This is a genomic window from Streptomyces sp. NPDC002018, assembly GCF_042890865.1.
Lineage (GTDB): Bacteria > Actinomycetota > Actinomycetes > Streptomycetales > Streptomycetaceae > Streptomyces.
Genome location: NZ_JBIASO010000008.1, coordinates 266,800 through 291,715, shown reverse-complemented (window position 1 = coordinate 291,715; position 24,916 = coordinate 266,800). Strand labels below are relative to the sequence as shown.

Annotated in this window: 19 protein-coding genes; 11 read left to right on the top strand and 8 right to left on the bottom strand. The window is 73.1% G+C overall.

The window, feature by feature from the left end; translation table 11 throughout:
- The first annotated feature begins 260 nt into the window (after positions 1-260).
- Complete coding sequence (locus tag ACFYYH_RS16135) at positions 261-1,019, top strand: acyltransferase (RefSeq protein WP_388551048.1); 759 nt, start codon at positions 261-263, stop codon at positions 1,017-1,019.
- A 109-nt stretch (positions 1,020-1,128) separates the two neighbouring features.
- On the opposite strand, the gene ACFYYH_RS16130 is transcribed toward ACFYYH_RS16135, so the two are convergent.
- Positions 1,129-1,995 carry an EamA family transporter gene (locus tag ACFYYH_RS16130; RefSeq protein WP_388551046.1) on the bottom strand — a complete coding sequence of 289 codons (867 nt, stop codon included), beginning with the start codon at positions 1,993-1,995 and terminating at the stop codon, positions 1,129-1,131.
- Between the two features lie 93 nt (positions 1,996-2,088).
- Here ACFYYH_RS16130 and ACFYYH_RS16125 point away from each other — a divergent pair, with 93 nt between their 5' ends.
- The 4 genes from ACFYYH_RS16125 (at position 2,089) to ACFYYH_RS16110 (ending at position 4,869) form a co-directional block, all read left to right on the top strand.
- Positions 2,089-2,661 carry a helix-turn-helix domain-containing protein gene (locus ACFYYH_RS16125; protein ID WP_388551044.1) on the top strand — a complete coding sequence of 191 codons (573 nt, stop codon included), beginning with the start codon at positions 2,089-2,091 and terminating at the stop codon, positions 2,659-2,661.
- A gap of 44 nt (positions 2,662-2,705) precedes the next feature.
- Positions 2,706-3,260, top strand: coding sequence for a YbaK/EbsC family protein (locus tag ACFYYH_RS16120; RefSeq protein ID WP_388551043.1), 555 nt, complete (start codon positions 2,706-2,708; stop codon positions 3,258-3,260).
- Between the two features lie 73 nt (positions 3,261-3,333).
- A complete protein-coding gene (locus ACFYYH_RS16115; RefSeq protein WP_388551041.1) occupies positions 3,334-4,533 on the top strand; it encodes a helix-turn-helix domain-containing protein in 1,200 nt (399 codons plus the stop codon).
- Positions 4,534-4,620: 87 nt separating this feature from the next.
- A complete protein-coding gene (locus ACFYYH_RS16110) occupies positions 4,621-4,869 on the top strand; it encodes a hypothetical protein (protein ID WP_388551039.1) in 249 nt (82 codons plus the stop codon).
- A gap of 78 nt (positions 4,870-4,947) precedes the next feature.
- Here ACFYYH_RS16110 and ACFYYH_RS16105 read toward each other — a convergent pair whose 3' ends face one another.
- Both ACFYYH_RS16105 and ACFYYH_RS16100 read right to left on the bottom strand, forming a co-directional pair.
- On the bottom strand, positions 4,948-5,355 hold the full coding sequence (locus ACFYYH_RS16105; protein WP_388551037.1) for a CoA-binding protein: 408 nt from the start codon (positions 5,353-5,355) through the stop codon (positions 4,948-4,950).
- Positions 5,356-5,504: 149 nt separating this feature from the next.
- A complete protein-coding gene (locus ACFYYH_RS16100) occupies positions 5,505-7,097 on the bottom strand; it encodes an ATP-binding protein (protein ID WP_388551036.1) in 1,593 nt (530 codons plus the stop codon).
- Between the two features lie 108 nt (positions 7,098-7,205).
- On the opposite strand from ACFYYH_RS16100, the gene ACFYYH_RS16095 reads away from it, so the two are divergent.
- The 5 genes from ACFYYH_RS16095 to ACFYYH_RS16075 all read left to right on the top strand — a co-directional run bounded on the left by ACFYYH_RS16095 (position 7,206) and on the right by ACFYYH_RS16075 (position 14,078).
- Positions 7,206-8,030, top strand: a complete 825-nt coding sequence (locus ACFYYH_RS16095) for a response regulator (protein WP_388551034.1) — start codon at positions 7,206-7,208, stop codon at positions 8,028-8,030.
- Between the two features lie 171 nt (positions 8,031-8,201).
- Positions 8,202-8,822, top strand: a complete 621-nt coding sequence (locus tag ACFYYH_RS16090; protein ID WP_388551032.1) for a YigZ family protein — start codon at positions 8,202-8,204, stop codon at positions 8,820-8,822.
- A complete protein-coding gene (locus tag ACFYYH_RS16085; protein WP_388551030.1) occupies positions 8,819-9,985 on the top strand; it encodes an exonuclease SbcCD subunit D in 1,167 nt (388 codons plus the stop codon). The genes ACFYYH_RS16090 and ACFYYH_RS16085 overlap by 4 nt, the downstream gene beginning before the upstream one ends.
- Positions 9,982-12,990, top strand: a complete 3,009-nt coding sequence (locus ACFYYH_RS16080) for an AAA family ATPase (protein ID WP_388551028.1) — start codon at positions 9,982-9,984, stop codon at positions 12,988-12,990. Before ACFYYH_RS16085 ends, ACFYYH_RS16080 begins: the two co-directional genes overlap by 4 nt.
- 269 nt (positions 12,991-13,259) lie before the next feature.
- Entirely contained in the window at positions 13,260-14,078 is an 819-nt protein-coding gene (locus ACFYYH_RS16075) for an SDR family oxidoreductase (protein ID WP_388551026.1), read from the top strand.
- A gap of 144 nt (positions 14,079-14,222) precedes the next feature.
- On the opposite strand, the gene ACFYYH_RS16070 is transcribed toward ACFYYH_RS16075, so the two are convergent.
- The 5 genes from ACFYYH_RS16070 to ACFYYH_RS16050 all read right to left on the bottom strand — a co-directional run bounded on the left by ACFYYH_RS16070 (position 14,223) and on the right by ACFYYH_RS16050 (position 23,655).
- A complete protein-coding gene (locus ACFYYH_RS16070; RefSeq protein ID WP_388551025.1) occupies positions 14,223-15,905 on the bottom strand; it encodes a DUF885 domain-containing protein in 1,683 nt (560 codons plus the stop codon).
- Between the two features lie 234 nt (positions 15,906-16,139).
- Positions 16,140-17,591: a GNAT family N-acetyltransferase gene (locus tag ACFYYH_RS16065; RefSeq protein WP_388551023.1), complete on the bottom strand. Its 1,452-nt coding sequence runs from the start codon at positions 17,589-17,591 to the stop codon at positions 16,140-16,142.
- Between the two features lie 31 nt (positions 17,592-17,622).
- Positions 17,623-20,388 carry a DUF6493 family protein gene (locus ACFYYH_RS16060; protein ID WP_388551021.1) on the bottom strand — a complete coding sequence of 922 codons (2,766 nt, stop codon included), beginning with the start codon at positions 20,386-20,388 and terminating at the stop codon, positions 17,623-17,625.
- On the bottom strand, positions 20,385-21,788 hold the full coding sequence (locus ACFYYH_RS16055; protein ID WP_388551019.1) for an SWIM zinc finger family protein: 1,404 nt from the start codon (positions 21,786-21,788) through the stop codon (positions 20,385-20,387). The genes ACFYYH_RS16060 and ACFYYH_RS16055 overlap by 4 nt, the downstream gene beginning before the upstream one ends.
- 229 nt (positions 21,789-22,017) lie before the next feature.
- Positions 22,018-23,655 carry an alkaline phosphatase D family protein gene (locus ACFYYH_RS16050; protein WP_388551017.1) on the bottom strand — a complete coding sequence of 546 codons (1,638 nt, stop codon included), beginning with the start codon at positions 23,653-23,655 and terminating at the stop codon, positions 22,018-22,020.
- Positions 23,656-23,892: 237 nt separating this feature from the next.
- Here ACFYYH_RS16050 and sigJ point away from each other — a divergent pair, with 237 nt between their 5' ends.
- Positions 23,893-24,789, top strand: a complete 897-nt coding sequence (gene sigJ / locus ACFYYH_RS16045; protein WP_388551015.1) for an RNA polymerase sigma factor SigJ — start codon at positions 23,893-23,895, stop codon at positions 24,787-24,789.
- Positions 24,790-24,916 lie beyond the last annotated feature (127 nt).

Sequence of the window (24,916 nt, the reverse complement as noted above, 5' to 3'; positions counted from 1 at the left end):
TGGTAGACGGGGATGACCGCTGTGGTCCCCTTCGTACGGGCCCGCCCTGCCCGGTCGGACGCCTCCGCCGCCCGTTCGACCGCCGGAATGTCACGCCTCGGGCGCCGCGCGAGGGCTCAACATCCCCTGTGGTCAGCCGATTTCAGCCAACCGGACCCGCCGTGGGGGCGGTGCCGCGCCTAACGCGGCGAGCGCCGTGGGGCGAACATCACAGCAGGTGGGCCGGGGCGGGGCGGACCCGGCCGACTACCGTGAGGCGCGTGCCGAAGAACAGAAACACGTTCTCCTCACCGCTCCCGTTCCCCTCACCGGCCTCCTGGTGGCGCCGTCTTGTCTCCCGGGCGGTCCAGAACGGCTGGCGCTGGATCCAGGAGACGGGCGCGGTGAGCGCCGAGCGTCCGGGGCGGCTGCGCTTCCGCCGGATCGGCACCGGCACCCGGCTCGCGTTTCCGCAGGGCACGGTCTTCGGCGAGCCGTGGATCGAGCTGGGGGACCACTGCGTCATAGGCGAACACGTCACCCTGACCGCGGGGATGATGCCGGGACTCGATCTCGGCCCCGAGACGGTGCTGACCCTCGGCGACGGGGTGGTCCTCGGCCGGGGCAGTCATGTGATCGCCGACACCACGGTGACCATCGGCGCGGACACCTACTGCGGGCCGTATGTCTACATCACCTCGACCAACCACAGTTACGACGACCCGAAGGTACCCGTCGGCAAGCAGTGGCCCCGGATGGAGCCGGTGGAGATAGGGCCCGGCTGCTGGCTCGGCACCGGCGCGGTGATCCTGCCCGGCGCGCGGCTCGGCCGGAACGTGGTGGTCGCGGCGGGCGCCGTCGTACGGGGAGAGGTCGCCGATCACGCGGTGGTGGCCGGGGCGCCCGCGCGGGTCGTACGGAGCTGGGACGCCGAGCGCGGCTGGCAGCCGCCACTGCGTACCCCGGCGCCGGTGCCGATCCCGGAGGGGATCACGCCCGAGCAGCTCCTGGCGCTGAAGGACTTCGAGCGGCCGTCGTGACGGGGCCGGGCCCTGGTCCCGGCCGGGGCGGTCCGCCGTCCCGGCGGGCGGCGGAGGCCGCGCTCATCCCGCGTGTGGTCGTTCCCGCGCGGGGGCGTGGCTGCCCCGCTCATCCCGTGGCCAGCAGCACCGTCCCCACCAGCGCGAGCCCCGCGCCCGCCGCCTGGACCGCGCGCAGCCGTTCCCCCAGCACCCCACGTGCCGCGACCGCCGTGATCACCGGGTAGAGCGAGGCCAGTACGGCGGCGACGGTCACGGGTCCGTTCCACGCCGCGAGGGCGTACGTACCGTTGGCGGCCACATCGGCGAGCCCCACGAAGGCGAGAGCCGGCAGGGCGGCCCGTACGGCATGGAGGCCGCCGTCCTCCGGCAGCGCACGGCCACCCCGGAGCGCCGAGAGCCGCAGGGCGCTCGCGCCGACGGCCACATTGGCCACCCGCTGGACGAAGAGCGCGAGGAAGAGCCCGGTCACGGTGGTCGACGACTCGGAGATCAGCGCCATCACCGAGCCGAAGCCGAACGCGGCGACCAGGGTGAGCGCCACGGCCCGGCGCCGCACCGGGGCGCCGCGCAGTTCGGGCCCGCCCGCGAGAACGATTCCGGCCACGGCCACCGCGATCCCTGCGAACTGGAGCAGCCCCGGCCGTTCGCCGACGACGAGCCCCACTCCGACCGGCACGGCCACACCGATCGAGGCCAGGGGCGAGACCACCCCCATCGGGCCGAGGGCGAGCGCCTTGTAGAAGCTGAGCATCGCGGCCGGGCCGACCACCCCGGCCGCGACCGCGTACCAGAGCCGGGGTCCGGCCTCCGACCAGCCGCCGGTGGCCACCACGGCCGCGCCGAGGACCACCACCGCGAGGGCCTGCGAGACCACGACGACCGTCAGGGCGGGCAGGCGCCGGGTGAGCAGTCCGCCGCCGAAGTCGGCGAGCCCCCACAGCACGCTGGTGGCCAGGGCGAACAGTGCGGTCATGAAGGGCCTCGCAGTACAGTGCGATGAACAAAGGGGTGCACCAGACCATAGTGCAGTCTGTTGCACTGTCTCATTGAATATATTGGACGGAATGTGTCTGACCTCGATCAGCTCACGCAGTCGCTGGCCCGTAATCTCAAGCGCTGGCGAGGGGAACGGGGCTTCACCCTGGACGCGCTGGCCGCGCGCGCGGGGGTCAGCCGAGGAATGATCATCCAGATCGAGCAGGCACGGACGAACCCGAGCGTGGGCACCACCGTCAAGCTCGCCGACGCGCTCGGCGTCTCCATCACCACCCTGCTCGACTACGAGCAGGGCCCGCAGGTCAGGGTGGTGCCGGAGAGCCAGGCCGTACGGATGTGGTCCACCCCGGCGGGCAGCCGCACCACTCTGCTGGTGGGCACCGAGGCGCGGGGGCCGCTGGAGATGTGGTCCTGGACCCTGATGCCCGGTGACGGCAGCTCCTCGGATCCGCACCCGCCGGGCACGACCGAACTGATCCATGTGACGGCGGGCGAGCTGACCCTCGTCGTGGACGGCGAACCGCACCCCGTACCGGCCGGGGCGTCCGCGACCTTCGAGGCGAACGTGCCGCACATCTACCGCAACGACGGCGCGCGGACCTGCGAGCTGGTCATGGCCGTCTCCATCCCGCCCGCCCGCTGAGATGCCGGGACCGCCGCTCCGGGACGGCTGTTAGCGTGAGATCCATGCGTGCTCCTCTCGGACATTTCGACAACGCCGCCCCGGCGCCCGACTGCCTCGACCTGCTGACCCCGCCCGTCGCCGACGCCGTACGCGCGTGGCGGGGCGACGTTCCCGCCGAGCAACTGGTGTACGTGGACACCGACCCGGCGATCGCGGACACGGCGGTCTTCGCCGAGCACTACGGCCCCGAACTGCTCGACGTGTCGGCCAACTGCGTGGTCGTGGCGGGCAGGCGCGGCGGCGAGACCACGCTCGCGGCCTGTGTCGTGCTGTCCCGGACCCGTGTCGACGTCAACGGCGCGGTCCGCCGCCAACTCGGCGCGCGGAAGGCCTCGTTCGCCCCGATGGACACCGCGGTCGGCGAGACGGGCATGGAGTACGGCGGCATCACACCGATCGGACTGCCCGCGAGCTGGCCCCTGCTGATCGACTCCGCGGTCCTCGACACCGAATGGGTCCTGATCGGCAGCGGCCGCCGCCGGGGCAAACTGATCGTCCCCGGCAAGTCCCTCGCGGCCCTGCCGGGCGCGGCGGTCCTGGACGGCCTCGGCATCTGAGCCCACGCCGCACGAGGCGGAGGGCTTTTTGCGTCGGTACCCCCGCGGAGCATCATCGAAGTACCGTTTCACGGTGAGCGAGCACCTTGGCGACACACTGCGTCGCCTCCGTAAACTGGCCGGGCTGACCCAGGAAGAGCTGTCCGAAGGCTCGGACGTGTCCGTTGACGTCATCAGGAAGCTGGAGCAGAAGCGGACGTCCTCCGCCCGGCTCCCGACCCTGCACGCCCTGGCCAACGGCCTCGGTGTCGAGCTGACGACGCTGCTGGGAGACCCGCCAGGCGCACGGTCCGAGGGCGACGGAGACTCACCGGCCCTGGTGGCCTTCAGACGGGCGATCACCCCGACGCCGTTCGCCTCAGGACCGGATTGCGCGGGGGCGGAGGGGCTGTCCGTGGCCGCCCTGCGTGACCGCATCGCCGACGCGTGGTCGGAGTACCACGCCGCGGACTTCGACAGCCTCATGAAGACGCTCCCCGACATCATCGCCGCGGCGCGATGTCTCGTGGCAGCCGGCGGGGAAGGTGCTCACGCCGCCCTCGGGAAGTCTCTTCAGCTTGGTGGCCACCTTGCCGTCCGGCTGGGGAAGACCGACCTCGCCATCATCAGCCTGGAGCGGGCGATAGCAGAGGCGGAGTTGTCGGCGGACCCTCTCCTGACGCCTATGGTCTGCAACAGCGTGGCGTGGGCGTACCAGCGTCAGAACCGGCTCACCGACGCAATCACGGTGGCCCGGTACGCGGCCGACCGGGTGAGGTCCGGAGGGCTTGTAACGGCCGAAAGCGTCAAAGTCTGGGGCGGGCTGATGATGTCCGCGGCCACCAGTTACGCCCGCAGCGGCGATTATGACCAGGCCGACAAGATGATGCGTGCCGCGGAGAAAGAGGCGGAGCGCGTCAGCACGCTCCCGGCGTCCCAGGACAACCGCATGGTGTCGGTCTTCAGTAAGTCGTCCGTCCGCATCGAACGCGTCCGGCTCGCCGTTCAGCACGGCCGCCCTGAGGACGCCCTGAAGTTGGCCAAGGGCATGCGTCTGTCGAAAGACACGCCGCCCTCATGGCGCACATGGTTGCTTCTGGACGTCGCGCGGGCACATACAGATCTGGGGGACGCCGAAGGTGCCGTCAAGGCGCTGGAATCTCTCCGCCGGGTGGCTCCGGCGTGGATGCGCCATCACACGCTGGCCGTGTCCATTGTCCGCGATCTGTGGGAGCTGCCCGCACGGCCTCCAGGACTGCGGCCCCTGGCCGAATTCGTCGGCGTAGCGGATTAGCGTCGCAGAAGTAGGACGCAGCATCCCTGGAGATCATCTTCCGGTGTCGCGAAGCTTCACGCACCGACACGGCGGAGGTGTGACGCGATGGCGACCCCGGACCATCAGTACGCGGGCGTACAGAGGATCACGACGCAGCCGCGTGCTGTACATCTGACGGAGCCCGCGGTGGTCCAGCCGCCCAAGCCCTACCCCGGGTGCGACATCTGCGGCGCCCTGAGTCGGCAGTGGCGTCAGGCGACGGAGGCGGGCGGGCCCGCGTACGACCCGTCCCACGCCGTCGACCTGGCGGTGGAGATCCGCCGGCACCCCCACCCCAAGGCGGGTTCCCGGTGATCCACGCCCTCACCCGATCCGGCCGCAGGGCCTTGCGGCCCTGTTCCGACGGGGGAGGAGCGCATCAGATCGTCCACGCTAGTGCGAGGAACTGAGCTCGATCGCCGGGCAGCGGTTCATCACCATGTCGAGGCCTGCGGCGCGGGTGCGCTCGTAGGCGGCCTCATCGATGATGCCGAGCTGGAACCAGACCGCCTTGGCGCCGATCGTGACCGCCTCGTCCGCGACCGCGCCCGCCAGATCGGTGTTCACGAAGACGTCCACGACATCGACGTCGAAGGGAATGGCGTCGAGGGACGGATAGCCCGGTTCCCCGTGCACCGTCTCGGCCTTCGGGTGCACCGGGACGATCCGCTTGCCGTGGCGCTGAAGGACCTTCGCGACTCCGTAGGCGGCGCGCTGCTCGTTCGAGGAGAGACCGACGATCGCCCAGGTGTCGCCGAGCTCGTTGAGAATCCTGCGGACGGTGTCCGTCTCGCTGTCCACGTCGTGCCTCCACGGGTCGTATGTACGTCGCACAGAGCAACGACCGTCGCCCCCGTGCCATTCCCGGCGGGCCTCCGAAACACGGCGGCAAGGCTCGCGTCCGCCGTCGCGCGGCTCTCGGCCGCGCCTGCCGGTGGCCGTGGCTTGCGTCAGTTCTCGCCGGTGGCTTCGGTGTCGGGCAGGGTGAAGACGATGCGGGTGCCGGGGGTGTGGCCGGTGTCCAGGGTGATGGTGCCGCCGTGGTACTCGACGATCTTCTTGCACAGGGCGAGGCCGAGGCCGTTCCCCGCGTACTGCTCGCGGGTGTGCAGGCGCTGGAACATCACGAAAACACGCTCGGCGAACTCTCCGTCGATGCCTATGCCGTTGTCGGTGACGGAGAAGTTCCAGGCGCCGTCGGTGTGCTCGGCGGTGATGTGGATACGGGGCGGCTGGTCGGGGGAACGGAATTTTATGGCGTTGGAGAGGAGATTCTGGAACAGCATGCCGAGCTGGGTGCGCTCGCCCGGGAGCGTGGGCAGGGCGTCATGGGTGATGAGCGCCCCCGACTCCTCGATCGCCGTGGTGAGGGCGTACGTGGTGCGGTTGAGGACGTCCTCCAGGTTGACGGGGACGTGCTCGGTCTGGAGCCGGCCGACGCGGGAGAAGGCCAGGAGGTCGCTGATGAGGCCCTGCATCCGGTTGGCGCCGTCCACGGCGAAGGCGATGTACTGACGGGCACGGTCGTCCAGATGCTCGCTGTAGCGGCGTTCCAGGAGCTGGCAGAAGCTGGCGACCTTCCGCAGTGGCTCCTGGAGGTCGTGCGAGGCGACGTAGGCGAACTGTTCGAGTTCGGCGTTGGAGCGGCGCAGTTCGACGGCCTGGGCGGCGAGGGTGGCCTGTGTCCTGTCGCGGAAGGCGAGTTCGTCCGCGAGTCTGGCACGCATCGTGTCGACGTCCGTGGCGAGCAGACGGAGGTCCGCCGGTCCCGAGCCGGTGACGCGGTGGGCGAAGTCGCCCGCGGCGACGGTGCGTATGTCGGCCGACAGCCGGTCCAGATGGTCGGTCACGCCGCGGCGCAGACCGATGAAGACAGCGCCGGCCAGGCCCAGGATGACGGCGGCGATGGCGGTGAAGGTCCAGTTGCGCAGGGCTCGCGCGTCCAGCAGGTCGGCGCGCGCGTCGGCGCGCTCGGTCTCCAGATGTCGCTGCTGGGCGGACATCGCCGTACGCAGCGCGTCGAAGAGCCGCTTGGCCTCCTCGGCGCGTTCCGTGTCCAGGGAGGTCGGGGAGGAGGCCGACGCGACGGGCTCGGCGATCCGGGTCCGCCACTCCTCCGCCCGGCGGCGGACCTCCGCGAGATCCCGCCGGCCGGTGTCGTCCTGGGCGAGTGTGCCGAGTTTCCGCTCCGCCGCCCGCTGCTGCGCCATGCCGTCACGGTAGGGCTGGAGGAACTCGGGGCGGGCGGTCATCCCGTAGCCGCGTATTCCGGTCTCCTGGTTGATCAGCGCGCTCTCCATCCGCACGGCGGCGATCAGGGCCGGTGTGGAACGGTCGACCAGCCGGTTGTTGATCGCGGTGGAGCGCGCGAAGATCCAGGCCCCGCACAGCACGAGCCCGAGCAGCACGGCCAGGGCCAGCGCCGTACAGACCGCCAGCCACCGGCGTGTCGTCCATCCCGACAGCCGGCGGGGCTTCGCGGCCCTGGCGGCCGGGGCGGTGTGGTCCCGGCTCTCGGTGTGGTCCCGGCTCTCACTGCGCACGGCGGTGTCTCCTCGTCACGGGGCCCGGTCGATGGCCGGGCCGCGGACAGCGTACCCTTGCCTGACAACAACAGTTGTCGTGGGTAAAGTGGGCGCTACAGTGCGTGCATGGGCGCTGACCTGACCAATTCCGCTGATCACGACGAGATGACCACGCTCGCGCAGAGGGCAGTGACGGAGCTGACACACCACCTGGCCGTGCGGAGCGGTACCGCCGGCGCGACCGCGGACCTGGCGCCGACGCGGAACGACCCGCTCGGGCGGCTTCGCGTCCTGGCCTATCTGAACCGCGCCGTCGCCCACTGCGCCCACCTGGAGGCCGAAGCGGCGGCACGGGCCGGCGCCACCTACCCCCAGCTCGGCGACGCATGGGGCATCAGCCGTCAAGGCGCCCGACGGCGCTGGCCCGGACTGGTCTTCACCGCACGCCCCGCCACACGCCCCCTACCCACGCCCAAGCCCGGGAGCCCCACCATGAACGCTTTCGCCACCGACCTCAGCTACGGGGTCCTCCTCGTCGAGGACGACCCGGCCGACGCCATGCTCATCGAAGACGCTCTGGTCGAACGCGGTATGGCCCGCACGATCAACCAGGTCACCGACGGTATCGCCGCCCTGGAATACCTCCGCGATCCGGCGAGGCCACGGCCCGACCTCATCGTCCTGGACCTGAACATGCCCCGCATGAACGGCCGGGAACTGCTCGCCGTCCTCAAGAACGACGCGTCCCTGGGCAGCATCCCCGTCGTGGTGCTCACCACCTCCGCGGCCCCGGACGACGTCCAGGACGCCTACCGGAAGCACGCCAACGCCTACGTCGCCAAACCCGTCAACCTCGACGAGTTCATCGCCGCCGTCCAGGGCATCGACAACTTCTTCCTCGAAACCGCCACCCAGCCGCCCCGGGACGGAACGGAACCGTCCCGGAGCTGAGCAGAACTTCCCGGTGAGAGGCGGCCGGAACTCCCCGGGAGAGCCGGACGGAACTCCCGGGACAGCCGGAGGGACGCCGGCCTCGCCGACTCGCGGCCGGCCTCCGTCGCCAGGAGAACGGACCGTACGCCCCGGCCACTTCCGCCCGGCCCCGCCGCATAGGGTGGGGGGATGCAGGAGCAGTACCGGACCGTCGCCCGCGCGGGTGCGCACGAGACCGAGATCAACCGGTCGCGCTTCCTCTGCGCGCTGGCGCCCGTCGCGAGCGAACGGGAGGCACAGGAGTTCGTCGCCCGCGTCCGCACGGAGCATCCGACGGCCACCCACAACTGCTTCGCGTATGTGATCGGCGCCGACGCCTCCGTGCAGAGGGCGAGCGACGACGGAGAGCCCGGCGGGACGGCCGGGGCGCCGATGCTCCAGATGCTGATGCGACGTGAGGTGCGCTACACCGCGGCGGTCGTCACCCGTTACTACGGCGGGGTCAAGCTCGGCGCGGGCGGGCTCATCAGGGCGTACGGAGGAGCGGTCGGGGAAGCCCTGGACGCCCTGGGCACCGTGACACGGCAGCGCTTCCGGCTCGCCACCGTCACCGTCGACCACCAGCGCGCGGGCCGGCTGGAGAACGATCTGCGCGCCACGGGCCGTACCGTGCGCGAGGTGCGGTACGGCGAGTCGGTCACCATCGGGATCGGCCTGCCGGACGCGGACCTGGCGTCCTTCCGCGCCTGGCTCGCCGACACCACGGCCGGGACGGCCGTACTGGAACTGGGCGGCGAGGCCTTCATTTGAGGATCCTGCACACATCCGACTGGCATCTCGGACGGTCGTTCCACCGCGTCGGCCTGCTCGACGCCCAGGCCGCCTTCCTCGACCATCTCGTCGCGACCGTCCGGGAGCGCGAGGTGGACGTCGTCCTGGTCGCGGGCGATGTCTACGACCGGGCCGTACCACCGCTCGCCGCCGTGGAACTCTTCGACCGCGCCCTGCACCGTCTCGCCGACGCCGGCGTGCCGACCGTCATGATCTCCGGCAACCACGACTCGGCGCGCAGACTCGGCGTAGGCGCCGGGCTGATGGGGCGGGCCGGGATCCATCTGCGGACCGACCCGGCCGGCTGCGGTACCCCCGTACTCCTCGCGGACCCCCATGGCGAGGTGGCCTTCTACGGTCTGCCGTATCTCGAACCCGCCCTGGTGCGCGACGAGTTCGCGACGGCGAAGGCCGGACACGAGGCGGTGCTCGGTGCCGCGATGGAGCGGGTGCGCGCCGACCTCGCGGAACGCGGCCCCGGCACCCGCTCCGTCGTCCTCGCGCATGCCTTCGTGGTGGGCGGCGCCCCCAGCGACAGCGAGCGCGACATCACCGTCGGGGGAGTGGCCGCCGTGCCCGTGGGCGTCTTCGACGGCGCCGACTATGTCGCCCTCGGCCATCTCCACGGCTGCCAGACCCTCACCGAACGCGTCCGCTACGCCGGCTCCCCGCTCGCGTACTCCTTCTCGGAGACCGCCCACCGCAAGACCATGTGGCTGGTGGAGCTGGGCCCGGAGGGCGGGATCGACGCCGAGCGGATCGACTGCCCGGTGCCGCGCGCCCTGGCCAGGATCCGCGGCACCCTCGACGCGCTGCTCGACGATCCGGGACTCACCCGCCACGAGGACTCCTGGGTCGAGGCGACCCTCACCGATCCGGTGCGCCCGGCCGATCCCATGGCACGGCTCACCGGGCGATTCCCGCACACCCTCAGCCTGGTCTTCGACCCCGGGCGCGGCGACGACGACCCGCTCGCCTCGTACGCCCAGCGGCTCGCCGGCCGTACCGACCAGCAGATCGCGGAGGACTTCGTGGCGCATGTACGGGGCGGGGCCGGACCCGACGAACACGAACGCGCCGTGCTGAGCGAGGCCTTCGACGAGGTACGGGTCGACGCCGAGGCACGCGAGGTGAGCCGGTGAGACTGCACCGGCTGACGGTCACCGCCTTCGGCCCCTTCGCCACCACCCAGACCGTCGACTTCGACGCGCTCTCCACCGCCGGGCTCTTCCTGCTCCACGGGCCGACCGGCGCGGGCAAGACCTCCGTGCTCGACGCGGTCTGCTACGCGCTGTACGGGGCCGTGCCCGGGGCCCGGCAGAGCCCCGGGGCTCCGCTGCGCAGCGACCACGCCTCCACCGGGACCCCCACCGAGGTCGCGCTCGAACTGACCGTGGCGGGACGGCGGCTGGAGATCACCCGGCGGCCCGCCCAGCAGCGTCCCAAGAAGCGCGCCAAGGGCCTCACCACGGAGAAGGCACAGAGCTGGCTGCGCGAGTACGACGCCGAGCGCGCCGCATGGCGGGCGATGAGCCGCTCCCACCAGGAGATCGGTGAGGAGATCGGCCGGCTGCTCGGGATGAGCCGCGAGCAGTTCTGCCAGGTGGTGCTGCTGCCCCAGGGCGACTTCGCCCGCTTCCTGCGCGCCGACGCCGAAGCGCGCGGCAAGCTCCTCGGCACGCTCTTCGACACCCGCCGGTTCGCGGCGGTCGAGGAGCGGCTCGCCGAGCTGCGGCGCGCCGCCGAACACCGGGTCCGCGCGGGGGACGAACGGCTGCTCGGTGTCGCCCAGCGCATCGCCCAGGCCTCGGAGGGCAGTTCGGCCCCCTCGCTGCCCGAGCGGAAGCCGGGTGACGCCGGACTCGCCGGGTCCGTCCTGGAGTGGGCGGCGATCGCCCGCTCCACCGCCCGGGAACGGGCGGACATCGCCGAGTCGGCGCTCACCGCGGCCGAGAGCAGGCGGACCGCCGCCCGGCGCGCACTGGACGATGCCCAGGAACTGGACCGGCTCCAGCGGCGGTTCGCCGACACCCGCCGGCGCGCCGAGGCACTCGAAGCCCGCCGCCCCGAACGCGACCGCGGCCAGGCGGTGCTGGAACGCGCCCACAAGGCGGAGCTGGTCGCCCCCGCGCTCGCGCTGCGCGACGAGGCGGAGCGGGCGCACCGGTCGGCGTCCGACGAGTACGACCGCACCCGGGCGCTGCTGCCCGCCGATCTCGTCGAGGCGGGAGCCGAGCAACTGGCCTCCCTCGAAAGGGCGGTGCGGCAGGAGCTGGGCGCCCTCGACGCGGCCCGGCGCGCCGAGGCGCGCAGCGCGGAGATCACGGCCGAACGCGCCGAACTGGACCGGCAGGCGCGGGCCGACGAGGAGACCCTCCAGGACGCGGCCGGCTGGCTGGCGGGCTGGGAGAGCGAACGCCGGGCGCTACAGGACCGTATCGAGGCCGCCCAGGAGGCGGCGACCCGCGCCGAACAAATCGCGGGCCGGCTCGAACCCGCCCGGCAACGGCTCGACGCCGCCCGCCGCCGCGACCGCCTCGAAGCGGAGACCGGCGAGGCCGAGCGGCGGCTCCGTGAGGCCGCGCGGCGGGCCAACACCGCCCATGAGACATGGCTCGATCTACGGGAGCGGCGGCTGCGGGGCATGGCAGCCGAGCTGTCCGCCCGGCTCGTCGACGGCGAACCGTGCGCGGTCTGCGGCTCCGCCGCCCACCCCGAGCCCGCGCGCGCCGCCGCCGGACAGGTCGAACCGGCCGCCGAGGAAGCCGCGCTGACGGCCCATCAGCGAGCGGCCGGGATCCGTGACCGGGCCGAGCGCGACCATGTGGCGCTCGTGGAACGGCACGCGGCGGCCCGCGAGGCGGCCGGAGCCGCCGCCGTCACCGAACTCGCCGCGCACACGACCGCGTTGGAACGGGAGTACGCCGAGGCGCACCGGCTCGCAGCCGGTACGCACACGGCCCGCGAGGCGCTGGCCCATGCCGAGCGCGAGCACGAGGGCCGGCTCGCCGCGCGGCAGGACGCCGAACGCCGGGTCGCCGCCCGTACCTCGCGGCGCGAAGCCCTCGACCGCGAACAGAGCGCGCTGCGAGCCGAGTTGAACCGTGCCCGGGGCGACGCGGAGACCGTCGCCGACCGCGCGGAACAGCTCGAACGGCGGGCCCGGTGGCTCGCCGGGGCCGCCGAGGCCGTACGCGAGGCCGACACCACGGCGCTGCGGCTCAAGGAGGCCGACGGCCGGCTCGCGAGCGCCGCATTCCGGGCCGGTTTCGACACCCCGCAGGCCGCCGCGGCGGCCCTGCTCACCCATGCCGACCGGCGTGAACTCCAGCACCGCCTCGACGGATTCCAGGCCGAGGCCGCCGCGATCGCCGACCGGCTCGCCGAACTGGACGCCCGGGACGCCGCCGCGCGGCCGCCCGCCGACACCGGCGCCGCGCAGGCCGCCCACGACCGGACCGAGCGGGCCCTGCGGGACGCGTCGGCCGCCGCCGTCACCGCCCGGGACCGCCGTGCCGAACTGGCCAGACTCTCCCGGCTCGCCGAGTCGGAGGTACGCGGGCTCGGCCCGGTGCGGCAGGAGTACGACCGGGTGGCCCGCCTCGCCGGACTCACCGCGGGCACCTCCGCCGACAACGAACGCAGGATGCGTCTGGAGTCCTACGTCCTGGCCGCCCGGCTGGAACAGGTCGCCGCGGCGGCCACCGTACGGCTCCAGCGCATGTCCTCCGGGCGCTACGCCCTCGTCCACTCCGACGCCAGAGCGGGCGGGCAGCGCCGGTCCGGGCTGGGACTCCAGGTCATCGACGCCTGGACGGGCAGCGCGCGCGACACCGCGACACTCTCGGGCGGCGAGACCTTCTTCGCGTCCCTCGCCCTGGCGCTCGGTCTCGCGGACGTGGTCACCGACGAGGCCGGTGGCGTACGGCTGGACACCCTCTTCATCGACGAGGGTTTCGGCAGTCTGGACGACCAGACGCTGGACGAGGTCCTTGATGTCCTGGACGCGCTGCGGGAGCGCGACCGCAGCGTCGGCATCGTCAGCCATGTCGCCGATCTGCGCCGCCGTATCCCCACGCAGTTGGAGATCGTCAAGGAACGGCACGGCTCGGCGGTGCGCCACCGGGCGACGGCGACGGGGGTGTAGGGCGCGGCACACCGGGCGGGGCAGACCGGGCGGGGCGTGGGGCGGTGGGCGGCCGGCGGAGCGGCGCGTCGGGAGCTCGTGGCGCACGGCCTCGCACTGGGATATCCGTGTGACACCCACCGCCGCGCCGACGACTATGGGCTTCCATGACCCCACTTGATCCCCCCGGTCCCGCAGGTCCCGCAGGTCCCGCAAGTCCCGGCCCCGCGGGTGGTGACCGCTCGGGTGCTGAGGGTGCTGAGGGTGCTGAAGCGCTCCCGGACCCGGACATGCGCCGTGACCCGCTGCCGCTGCGCGGGCGGACCGCCCTGGTGACCGGCGCCAGCCGCCGGGCCGGCATCGGCTGCGCGGTCGCGCGGCGGCTGGTCGCGTACGGCGCGAGCGTCTACCTCCATCACCATGTGCCGCACGACGCGGGCCAGCCGTGGGGCGCGGATCCCGAAGGGCCGGAAGGAGTCGTCGCCCAGGTGCGACGGGCACAGGCGGATCCGGCGGCGCGGGTGGTGCACGGGCCCGGGGATCTGTCCGGGGCCGAGGGGCCCGCCGAACTGATCGGCACCGCCGCCGAGGCGCTCGGCGGCCGGCTCGACATCCTGGTCGCCAACCACGCGCTCAGCGGTCACGACGGCACGCTCGACACCGTCGACGCGGCGATGCTCGACGCGCACTGGGCGACCGACACCCGGTCGGTGATCCTTCTCGTCCAGGCGTACGCGCGGCTGCGCGCGAAGCTCCCCGCCCGGACGCCCGGCGGCCGGGTCGTGACGATGACGTCCGGCCAGGATCTCGGCGCCGGGATGCCGGAGGAGCTCGCATACGCTCTGGCCAAGGGAGCCCTCGCCTCCGCTACCCGGTCCCTGGCCACCTCGCTCGCGGATCTCGCGGTGACGGTCAACACCGTCAACCCCGGCCCCGTCGACACCGGTTATCTGACAGGTTCCGCGTACGAGGCCGTCGCCGCGCGGTTCCCGGGCGGACGCTGGGGCATGCCCGACGACCCGGCCCGGCTGATCGCCTGGCTCGCGACCGACGAGGCCGAGTGGATCACGGGTCAGGTCATCGACTCGGAGGGCGGTTTCCGCCGCTGACCAGGACGGCGGACGGTGGCCTGTGGCGGTGGCCGGTGGCCGTCGGGAGCCGCGCCGGGCCCTGGGGCGTCGGCTGACGCCGCCGGGCCCGTACCTTCCGGCCGGGCCCGGCCCACGCGTCAGAGCGGGCCGGGCCCCCACGCGTCAGAGCCTGGAGAGCTCTTCCACCAGATCGTCCAGCCCCAGCGAGCCCTGCGACAGCGCCGCCATGTGCCACGCCTTCGCGTCGAACGCGTCGCCGTGTGCCTTACGGGCGTTCTCCCGGCCGAGCAGCCAGGCGCGTTCGCCCAGCTTGTACCCGATCGCCTGGCCCGGCATCGAGAGATAGCGGGTCAGCTCGCTCTCCACGAAGTCGGCGGGGCGGCCGCTGTGGTTGCCGAAGAACTCCTGTGCCAGCTCGGGCGTCCAGCGCTCGCCGGGGTGGAACGGCGAGTCCGCCGGGATCTCCAGCTCAAGGTGCATACCGATGTCCACGATCACCCGGCAGGCACGCATCATCTGCGCGTCCAGATAGCCGAGCCTGCGCTCCGCGTCGGGCAGGAATCCCAGTTCGTCCATGAGCCGCTCCGCGTAGAGCGCCCAGCCCTCGGCGTTGGCGCTGACCATGCCGACGGTCGCCTGGTAGCGGGAGAGCCGGTCGGCGACGAGCGTCCACTGGGCGAGCTGGAGATGGTGGCCGGGCACGCCCTCGTGGTACCAGGTGGACACCAGGTCGTAGACGGGGAAGCGGGTGGCGCCCATGGTCGGGAGCCAGGTGCGGCCGGGCCGGGAGAAGTCCTCGGACGGGCTGCTGTAGTACGGCGCGGCGGCTCCGCCGGGCGGGGCGATCCGGGACTCCACCTTCCGCAGCTCTTCGGCGAGTTCGAAGTGCGTGCCGTCCAGCGCCTCGATGGCCTCGTCCATGAGGTTCTGGAGCCACTCCCTGACCTCGTCGACCCCCTCGATGTGCGCGCCGTGCTCGTCCAGATGCGCGAGCGCCTCCCAGGGGCCCGCGCCGGGCAGGATCTTCCCGGCCTCGGCCCGCATCTCGGCGAGCAGCCGGTGGTACTCGGACCAGCCGTACGCGTACGCCTCGTCCAGATCGAGGTCCGTGCCGTTGAAGTAGCGCGCCCAGCGGGCATAGCGCTCGCGGCCCACGACATCGGGCGCGTCCTCGACGGCCGGCGCGTACACCTCGCGCATCCAGTCGCGCAGCTCCGCGACGGCGGCGGTGGCCCCGCGCGCGGCCTCGTCCAGTTCGGTGCGGAGGGAGTCGGGGCCCGCCGAGGCGAAGTCCTCGAACCAGCCACGGTCCTCGCCCGCCCATGCCGTGAGCTGGCCGACGAAGGTCGCGGTGGGGCGCGGCCCCGCGTACAGCTTGCGTTCGAGTCCCAGGGCGAGCGACGCGCGGAAACCTTCCAGCGCCGCGGGCACGGCCCGCAGCCGCTCGGCGATCGCCGCCCAGTCCTCGTCCGTCCCGGCCGGGGTCACGGCGAACACATCGCGGATGTGATGTGCCGGGGAGTGGATGTTGCTGACCTTGCGCAGCCCCTCATCGGTGTCGTGGACGGCCAGTTCCGCCGTCAGACGCTCACGCAGCAGCCGGCCGCAGCGACGCTCGGCGTCGGTGTCCGCGCCCGGTAGCGTCTCGGCCAGGTCGAGCCGGGCGAGGGTCTCCCGGGCGAGCTGGGCGAGACGGTCCTGACCTGCGGGGGAGAAATCGGGAAGGCGGCGGGAACTCTCCGCGACGCCCAGGTAGGTGCCGGTGATGGGATCGAGTGCGACGAGTGCGTCGACGTAGGCGTCGGCGACCTGGCGGGGCAGCGCGCTGCCGGCTGTGTCTGACATGCGGGCCATCCTCTCCAAGAGGGACCTCCCCCGTCACCTCCCGGTTTCCGTGGCAGCGGCGGATCGGCCGACGACCGGGGCGAGGCCGACCGGGGCGAGGGCCGGGGCGAGAGGTCAGGCCCAGGGGGCCCGGTCCCGGCACGGCCCGAGGTCCCGGCACGGCACGGCACGCGCGGCGTCCGTACCGGCCCGCGCGCTCGGCGGTCGCCCGCTCCCGCTCAGCGGTGCTCCCGTTCAGCGGTCGGCCTGCTCGTGGTCGAAGAGACCGGAGTCCCCGTAGGGCGGAAGCATCGACACGGAGGCCGGGTCCAGCCGGGCCGTGATGACCAGCGTGCCCTCCTCGATCTGGTAGTCGAGCGGCAGCCCGAGGTCACGCATGGTCGCGACCATGGCGGTGTTGGACGCCTGGGTGACCGCGTACACGCTGGTGCAGTGCGCCTCGACGGCGAGCCCGACCAGCCGGCCCAGCAGCTCGGAGCCGATACCGCGCCGCTGCCAGGCGTCCTCGACGAGCAGCGCGACCTCGGTCTCGTCGCCGTCCCAGAGCAGATGCCCGAGGGCCACCAGCCGCCCCGACGCCGACTCGACGGCGAGCGTACGGCCGAAGCGCGGGCTGAGCAGATGCTGGAGATAGCGGTCCGCGTCGCCCACGGGGCCGTGGTAACGCTGGCTCAGTGTGCGGTCGGAGCAGCGGCCGTGCATGGCGAGCGCGGCGTCGAGATCGTCGTGATCGGCGCGCCGTACGGTGATTTCCTCGCCCTCCGGGAGCGTGAGTACGTCCTGGCTGCGCGGGATGCGCGGGCCGAGCCGGGCGTCCAGCTCGACCAGGGCGCGGGCCCGCGCGAACTCGGTGGGGGTGAAGGGGAGATACGGACGCTCGACGGTGATGCTTCCGCCGTTCGGGTCGTGCAGCCGCATCTCCGTCCCGTCCAGCACGCCCTCGACCGGCGCGCTCTCACCCGTGGCACGGCCGGTGACCGGGACGGCCGGCCGTGAGTGGATCGTGCAGCGGCCCAGCAACTGGCGCAGCGCGAGCGGCAGCTCCGCACCGTCGAGCGCCGTACGGGTGGCCAGACCGAGCACCCGCGTAGGGGTGTCCACCAGATCGTGCGCGTCGGCCCGCTCGATCCAGGTGCCGCTGCCGCCCGCCGCCGCGACCCCGCCGATGAGGTCCTTCGGCTGGAGCGCGGCCGGGGCACGCAGCAGGAACTCGTCCACCGTCCCCTCGGCCAGCGGATGCGTCTGGAGCGTGAGGATGTCCACGTGGAGCGTGGCGAACGCCGTGCACAGCGCCGCCAGGCTCCCGGGCTCGTCCCGTACGGTGGTCCGCATCCGCCAGAGCGCCGTCTCGGTCCGGTCCGGCGAGACCACCGCTCCGGTCCGGGGGTCCGGAAGCCCCGGCACGGGCAGGGCGGCGGCGGTCGTCGCACCGGTCACGGCGCCGGCGGGAGCGGATACCGGTGGGGCATGACCGTGTCTCCGTGCCCACCATGTGTGGAAGGCGGCGGTGGCGATCAGAGTGAGGGCGGAGGCGAACAGCAGGAACGCACCGTCGGGTCCATGCGCGATCATGTTCGCCACGGAGTCGGCGACCGCCACCGCGGTGAACAGAGCGGCCAGTTCGACGAGGTCCCGCCGCCAGTGGTGGGGGCGGCGGACACTCTTCGCAGACGTCACATTGGTCATGACCTCACTCTGACGGAATGGTGTTGCGTGATCACGAACGGTTTGTGACTGATGGGTTAAGGATGGATCTGTTCCCTTTTGGGCGATCTTCGGCCATATGTGGCGCGGAATGATCGCTTCCCTGACGCAATGCGGCCAGTAGCCGGGCCGCCTGGGCGACGACGCGCGACCCGCCCCCGCGACCGGCCGACTCGGCCAGTCCCGGTATCGTGCCGCGCGCGCCGCAGCGCTCCACGCACTCCGCGGCCACGGACAGCAGCTCCCCGAAACCGGAACGTGTGGCGCCGGAGGCCAGGAGACCGGGCAGCGCGGCGCCGAGCACCGACCAGACCGTCGCATACGCACCGGTCGCCGCGGCCGTGCGCGCGGCGTCGGCCAGTCGGTTGACCTTGACCGCCCCGGACATCACCAGCGTGGCCAGCTCCCGCCCGAGCAGCGGGCCGTCCAGATCGCCCCGGGCGGCCAGCACCAGCAGCGCGTCCACGGACGACAGCCGGTCCCGCGGATGCCGGGCGCCCAGCCCGTACGCCAGCGCCCGGTGCAGCCGGGGACCGGCGAGGCCGTCGCTCTCGGCGAGCGGGGGCAGCCACCAGGCGCCGCCCCGCTGGTCGGCCTCGGCGCAGGCCGCCACCATGGGCAGCAGCCAGCCGGCGAGTGTGTCCCGGTCCTCCGGCAGCACGGCCGGCCAGTTGTCGTTCCGCTCCCCGCCCCAGTGGTAACACCCCGCTCCGGCCGGGCGCTCCGGACTGGCCAGCCGGCGGAACGCGGGCGGGAACTCACTGCGGACGACCAGCCGTTCCATGGCCGCGGCCAGCCTCCGCGCCGTCCGCGATCCCGACGCCGGCCATCGGCGGAACGCCCCGTTCTGCCCGCCGGCGTCCCGCCCGCCCGTGCCCCGGCGCCCGCGCTCCTCGGTGACGCCGAGTGCGGGCAGGGCCGTCCTGTCGGCGGTGAGCCAGGCGGCCAGCCGCTCGGCCTCCGGGGTGCCGAGCGCCACCGCGGCGCGCAACGCCTCCGGATGACCGTCCCGCCGTACCCTCAGCAGCGCCTGCGCGAAGTCGACCGGAGCGGGGGTGGCACAGAGCCGTTGGTACTCGCTCAGCCGCTCGACCAGCACATCGGCGTCCAGCGCGCCCGTCTCCCGCGTCGGGGTGGCGAGCAGAAAGGGCAACGGTCTGGTGCGCACGAGAAAGGCCACCTCCCACAGCCGCGCCTCGACCACCCCGTCCAGCACCGTGTGCGCGCAGGACTGCCGTACCGCCGCCCGTGCCCCGGTGTCCCGCAGCGCCCTGAGGGAAACCCGCTCACAGAGCGAGGCGGCCACCACCTCCACGCCGTACGGACTCCGCGAGAACCACAGGTCCCGGTCGCGTGGCGACGCGTCGTCCAGCCACCAGCGGTGCGCGAGCGCGTCCCTCAACGCGCCGGCCACGGCCGCGCGGTCCCGGTAGGCGTGCCGCACCAGCCCGTCCAGCGTCCGCTCGAACACCGTCGCGTCCGGGCCGTCGCCCTGCGAGGCGACCAGCACCACCACCTCCTCGACCAGCTCGGCGAGGGTGGCCGGGGCCGGGGCGGACCGCGGTGAGCGCGGCACGACCGGCAGAATCTCCTCGTACGGGACGGGATCCGGCTCGCTCGGCAGGGCGCCGAAGACCTCGACGGCGCGCGCCCGGTGGACCGGGCTCAACGAAGCCGCCGCCGCTGCCAGCTCGGCGCGCCGCGCCGTGTCCACGGCGGCGAGATGGCGCGCCACCAGTTTCAGCGCACGCTCCTGGACGGCGGTGTCCTCATGCCCGAAGACCTCGGCGACCACGGGCAGCAGCTCATCCGCGGCGCCGCCGTCCGCCCGCAGAACCTTGCCCAGCAGCACCAGGTGGGCCCCGACCAGCTTCTTCTCCCGCCGGAACAGCACCGATCCCGACATGTCCGCGAGGCTCCGCGTGGGCAGATCACCGGAGAGCGCCAGCCGGCCGAGCACGTCCTGCGCGTACCCCGCCACGGCCGGCGGTCCGTCCGCGGCCATACCCATCCAGTCGGCGAGATGCTCGCGCTCCTCGTCCGCGGTGGGTGTGAGCCGGCGCAGCAGGTTCAGGAAGAAGCCCAGATCGCCGGGCGCGCCGCCGCGCAGCAGCCGCGCCACGGCGCAGTCCACGAGCAGACTCCGCTCCACCACCCCCTCCTCGGCCAGGACGGCGAGCACCGACGGCCAGTGCCGCGGATCCTCCGCATTGCCGTACCAGGCCAGGGGGGAGGGCAGTTCGGCCGTGTCGAACAGCAGGGGCACCATGATCCGCACCAGGGGATCGGCCCGCAGCACGGCCAGGAGCCCGCCGGACGACTGTGCGGCCTCGGCCCAGCCGTGCACGAAGCCGTCCGCGGTCGGTGCCGGACAGCCCGCCAGTCCCACCAGACCCGCGATCAGCTCGTAGTCGAGCCGGGACGTCGACGGCCGTCCCGCGAGCCGGTGCGCCACATCCCCCAGCCAGGCGGGATCCCGTCCCGAGAGCAGTTCGAGCAGCTCACGGTGGGGGAGCCGGCGCCCCGCGCGCAGATCACCGGCACCGATCCAGGCAGCCGCCGCTGCCGCCCCCGTATGGCAGCCGGCCCCCGCCAGCAGCAGCGCGTACCCCGCCTTCCCGCGCTCGCGCCACTGCCCCCAGGGCCAGCCGCGCATCTCCTGGCGCAGTGCCTTCAGCTCCGGCAGCGCCGCCTTGCGGTCCGCAGGGGAGAGCGGCTCGACCAGCCCGGGGACGTCCTGCGCCCGGCCGGCCCTCACCGCGTCGAGCAGCTCGCTCATCGGGCACCGCCGCTCGTCACGCCGCTCGTCACGCCGCTCGTCACGACGGCCTCGCGCCGCGCCATCCGGACGGCCAGCGCGTGGGCGCACGGGCCACGCCGGCCCCGGTATTCCGCCCACCACCGGCAGGTGCAGCTCAGCACACCGTCGGCCTCCCGCACCTGGTAACGCCGCTCGCCCGAGGCGACCGAGGCCAGTGCGCCGTCGAGCGCCACCGCCCCCGACGAGAGCAGGGCACGGGCCGAGACCAGCCGTGGATTGTGCCGCTCGGCGCGATCGGCGTCGTACGGCAGCTCGCGGTGGAAGTACGACGCGTCCGCGAGGTCATAGCCGACGCGCCCGGCCGTGCCGAGCCGGGTCAGCGCCGCCCGCACCCGCTCGACCGTCAGCCCCGCCTGTGCGGCCAGCTCCGCCGGATCGATCCGCGGCTCCCACGCCAGCAGTACGGACACCAGCTCGGCGTCCTCCGCCGCCTCCCCGGTGGCCAGCGCCTCCAGCACCCCGCCCTCGCCCGAGAATCCGCGCGCCGCACTCGGGGACAGGGTGAGCGTGAGCCGCATCCCCGGCAGCACCGCCTCCCAGGCACTCGCCGTCGGCGCGCCGCCGTCCGCCACCGGTCCGTACACCCGCAGCGCCGTCGCGTCCCGCAGCACACGCTGGAGGGCGGCCAGCCGCTCGGGCCCCGGCAGACAGACGGCTCCCGGCACCGGCCGCGTGGTCGGCCGCAGGGTCTTTCCCGCCGGTACGACCCACTGCGCCCCGCGCGAGGCCGTACCCGAACCCCGCGGCAGCGAACGCAGGAAACGGACGGCCTCCCCGGCGCTCAGCTCGGCCCGCAGATCGAACCCCGCGGAGACGACCTGCGCCTCGGCGAAGCCCCGGAGCCACCGGTCGGGCAGCGGAACCTTCTTCTCCACCACCGGCCCATCGACGGTGGTGACCGCCAACTCGTCCGGACCCACCCGCAGATGGAGCGGATCGTCACCGGCCATCCGGGACAGGGCCTCGCGCAGCGGGCTGTTCACATCCACATTGGTGGTGCCGTGCCCCGTCCGGGCGCCGTCGAGCCCGTCCGGCTCCACGTCCAGCCTCGCGTACACCCCGCAGCAGCCGGAGAACGACTCGAAGCGCAGCCGGTCGCCGTTCCCCGTCACCACCGGGTCCAGCGAACCGCCCACCATCCGCTGGTAGTAGCGCGCGCCCGCGACATCCGCGACCGCCAGCAGCCCCCGGGCGGCGGCCCTGGGCGAGGCCAGAAAGCCCGAGAAGAACCGGGGGTGCGCCTCGGCGCCCGTGGGGGTCAGCCCGCCCGAGGTCTCCAGGCCGAGCAGCCGCCCGCCGGGGGAACTCTCCAGGGCGGACGGACGGGAGTAGGCCATCGCCTGCGTGGATCGCGTCATGGAAAGGACGGTAGATCCCGGCACTGACAATCGGCCTCTGACGAGGGAGCGCAGGCCCCGCACCCGCGCAGGGGACACCGCACGGCACGGGCGGGGCGAGGACGGGGCGAGGACGGGGCGCGGCTTGGATACGGCCTGGGTACGGCCTGGGTACGGCCTGGATACGGCCGGGTGGCCGGAGTACGGGCGGGTCGCCGATGCCGGCCGCCCGCGCCCCGGCCCCCGTCGGCTACTGCCCGACCCGGCCCGGCTGGAGCACTTTGGTGAAGAGCACCGCGCCGCCCTCGGCCCGCAGACGGACCGTCAGCTCGCCGCTGCCGCCGTCGATGTCCACCTCACCGAAGAGCTGCGGCGCCTCCATCGGCGAGACGTTCGCCCGCTCCGGCGCCTTCACATACACCCGGTCGGGACCGAAGGTGGCGTCGAGGGCGCTGGCCTGGAACTGGCCCGCGGCGAGCGGCCCCGACACGAACTCCCAGAAGGGCGCGAAGTCCTTGAACGCGGCCCGCTCCGGCTCGTAGTGCTGTGCCGAGGTGTGGTGGACGTCCGCCGTCAGCCACACCGTGCCGGTGATGCGCCGGTGCTTGATGTACCGCAGGAGTTCGGCGATCTGGAGTTCCCGGCCGAGCGGGGCACCCGGGTCACCCTGGGCGATCGCCTCGAAGCCGGCCGTACCGTCCGGCACGACCAGCCCGATCGGCATGTCGGCGGCGATGACCTTCCACACCGCGCGGGACCGCGCCAGTTCGCGCTTGAGCCAGTGGAGCTGCTCGGCACCCAGGATGCCGGTCGTGTCGTCGGACTGCCGGCCGGGCGAGTTGGCGTTGCGGTACGTCCGCATGTCGAGGACGAACACATCGAGCAGCGGTCCGTGGCGCACGACCCGGTGGACACGCCGGTCCGCCCCGCGCGCTCCCGTGGCGGAGATGGGGAAGTACTCGTGGAACGCCTGGGTGGACCGCGCGGCGAGCACGTCCACGCTCTTCTCGGTGTACCGCGCGTCGTCGAGGATCTGCCCGGGGTACCAGTTGTTGCGCACCTCGTGGTCGTCCCACTGGACGATGGACGGCACCTGCGCGTTGAACGCGCGGACGTTCGTGTCGAGCAGGTTGTAGCGGAAGTTGCCCCGGTACTCGTCGAGGGTCTCCGCCACCTTGGACTTCTCCTGGGTGACGAGATTGCGGTAGACGCGCCCGTCGGGCAGCGTCACGCTCGGCTCGATCACACCGTCCGCGTAGATCGTGTCGCCGCTGCACAGGAAGAAGTCCGGGTTTAGCCGGCGCATCTCGTCGTACACCCGGAAACCGCCGATGTCCGGGTTGATGCCCCAGCCCTGGCCCGCGATGTCGCCCGACCACAGGAACCGCACGCCCTGGCGGCGGGTCGCGGGCGCGGTACGGAACGTGCCGTACACCGGCTCGCCGGTACGGCGGGGGTCGTGCGGATCCGCGAGCGTCACCCGGTAGTGCACCTGCTCACCGGCGGGCAGCCCGCCGAGCGGGACCGTTCCGGTGAAGTCACTGCCGGGGCCGAGCAGGGGTCCGTGCCAGGTACGGGCGCGGCGGAACGATTCGGTGGCCGAGGTCTCCACGGTCATCCGGGCGGGCCGGTCGGACCGTACCCACACCAGCCCGGTGGAGGTGGTGATGTCGCCGGTCTGTACGCCCCAGGCGGCACGCGGCCGTCCTGACCGGGCCTGGGCCGGGGCGGCCGCCACGAGCGCGGCACCGGGCAGGGCCAGCGCGGCGGAGGCCGCGAGCGAGCCGCGCAGCACACTGCGGCGGGCGGGAGTGTCCGCGCCGCCGGCCGGGCCGGGAGCGCCGGCGGCCGGGGACGCGGAGGTGGTGTTCCTGGGGCTGTTCGCCATCGATGAGTCTCCTGGGCAGGTGGAGGCCGGGGGTGTCGAGCCATACCTAGTCCCCGCCATACCTAGTCCCCGGTGGCGGCCACCGCGCGAACCCCGTGTGAACAACCGGCCGTTCGCACCGGCACCGGCACCGTCACCGGCCCCGCCACCGGCCTCGGCACCCGCCGGGGCAGGGGCGCGGCGGTGCCATGCGCGCGTCACCTGGACAGCCGACAGGCCGTGGGCTGGGATGGGACGGTGGCGACCGACACGGCGAGCACCGACGAGTTCGAAACGCACCGGAGCGTACTGACCGGAGTGGCCTACCGCATGCTGGGCCGGTTCGCCGACGCCGAGGACGTGGTGCAGGAGGCATGGCTGCGCTGGAGTGCGCGGGAGCGTGAGGACGTGCGCGAGCCGCGCGCGTATCTCGTACGGATCACCACCCGTCTCGCCATCGACCGGCTGCGCCAGGTCCAGGCGCGGCGCGAGTCCTACGTCGGGCCCTGGCTGCCGGAGCCGGTCGTCACCGACTACGGTCCCGTCGCGCCCGACGCGGCCGAACGCGCCGTGCTGGCCGACTCGGTCTCCGTCGCCCTCCTGGTCGTCCTGGAGTCCCTCTCGCCGCTGGAGCGGGCGGTGTTCGTCCTGCGGGAGGCCTTCGGCCTCCCGTTCGGCGAGATCGCCGCCGTGCTGGACAGGAGCGAGGCGGCGGTCCGTCAGCTCGCGGGCCGGGCCCGCCGCCATGTCGAGGAGCGCAGACCGCGTTACGACGTCGACCCCGCCGAACGCCGTGATCTGACCGAGCGGTTCCTCGCGGCGGCGGCCGGCGGCGATCTGGACGCACTCATCGGTCTGCTGGCACCGGACGCCCGGCTCGTCGGGGACGGCGGCGGCAAGGCCAAGGCGCCGCTGCGGGTTCTCGAAGGCGCGGACAAGGTGGCCCGGTTCCTCGCCGCCGTCGCCGGAGACGGGGCCCACTTCGAACGCCGGCTCACGGAGGTCAACGGGGCCGTGGCGCTGCTCGTCCTCAGCGAGGGACGGCCGGAACTCGTCCTTCAACTGGAGATCGCCGACGGCAAGGTGGCCTGCGTCCACATCATGCGGAATCCGGACAAGCTCAGCGGACTGGTGACCGGGCGGTCCGCCCGGTAGGTCCTGCTCGCCGGTCCACGCGTTACCGAGCCCCGTGCCCTTTTCCGGACGCGGGGCTCCATGCCGTACACGCCTCACCGGCGTACGAACGTAGTGTGAACACCCTGAGTCCGGGAGTGACTTCTCT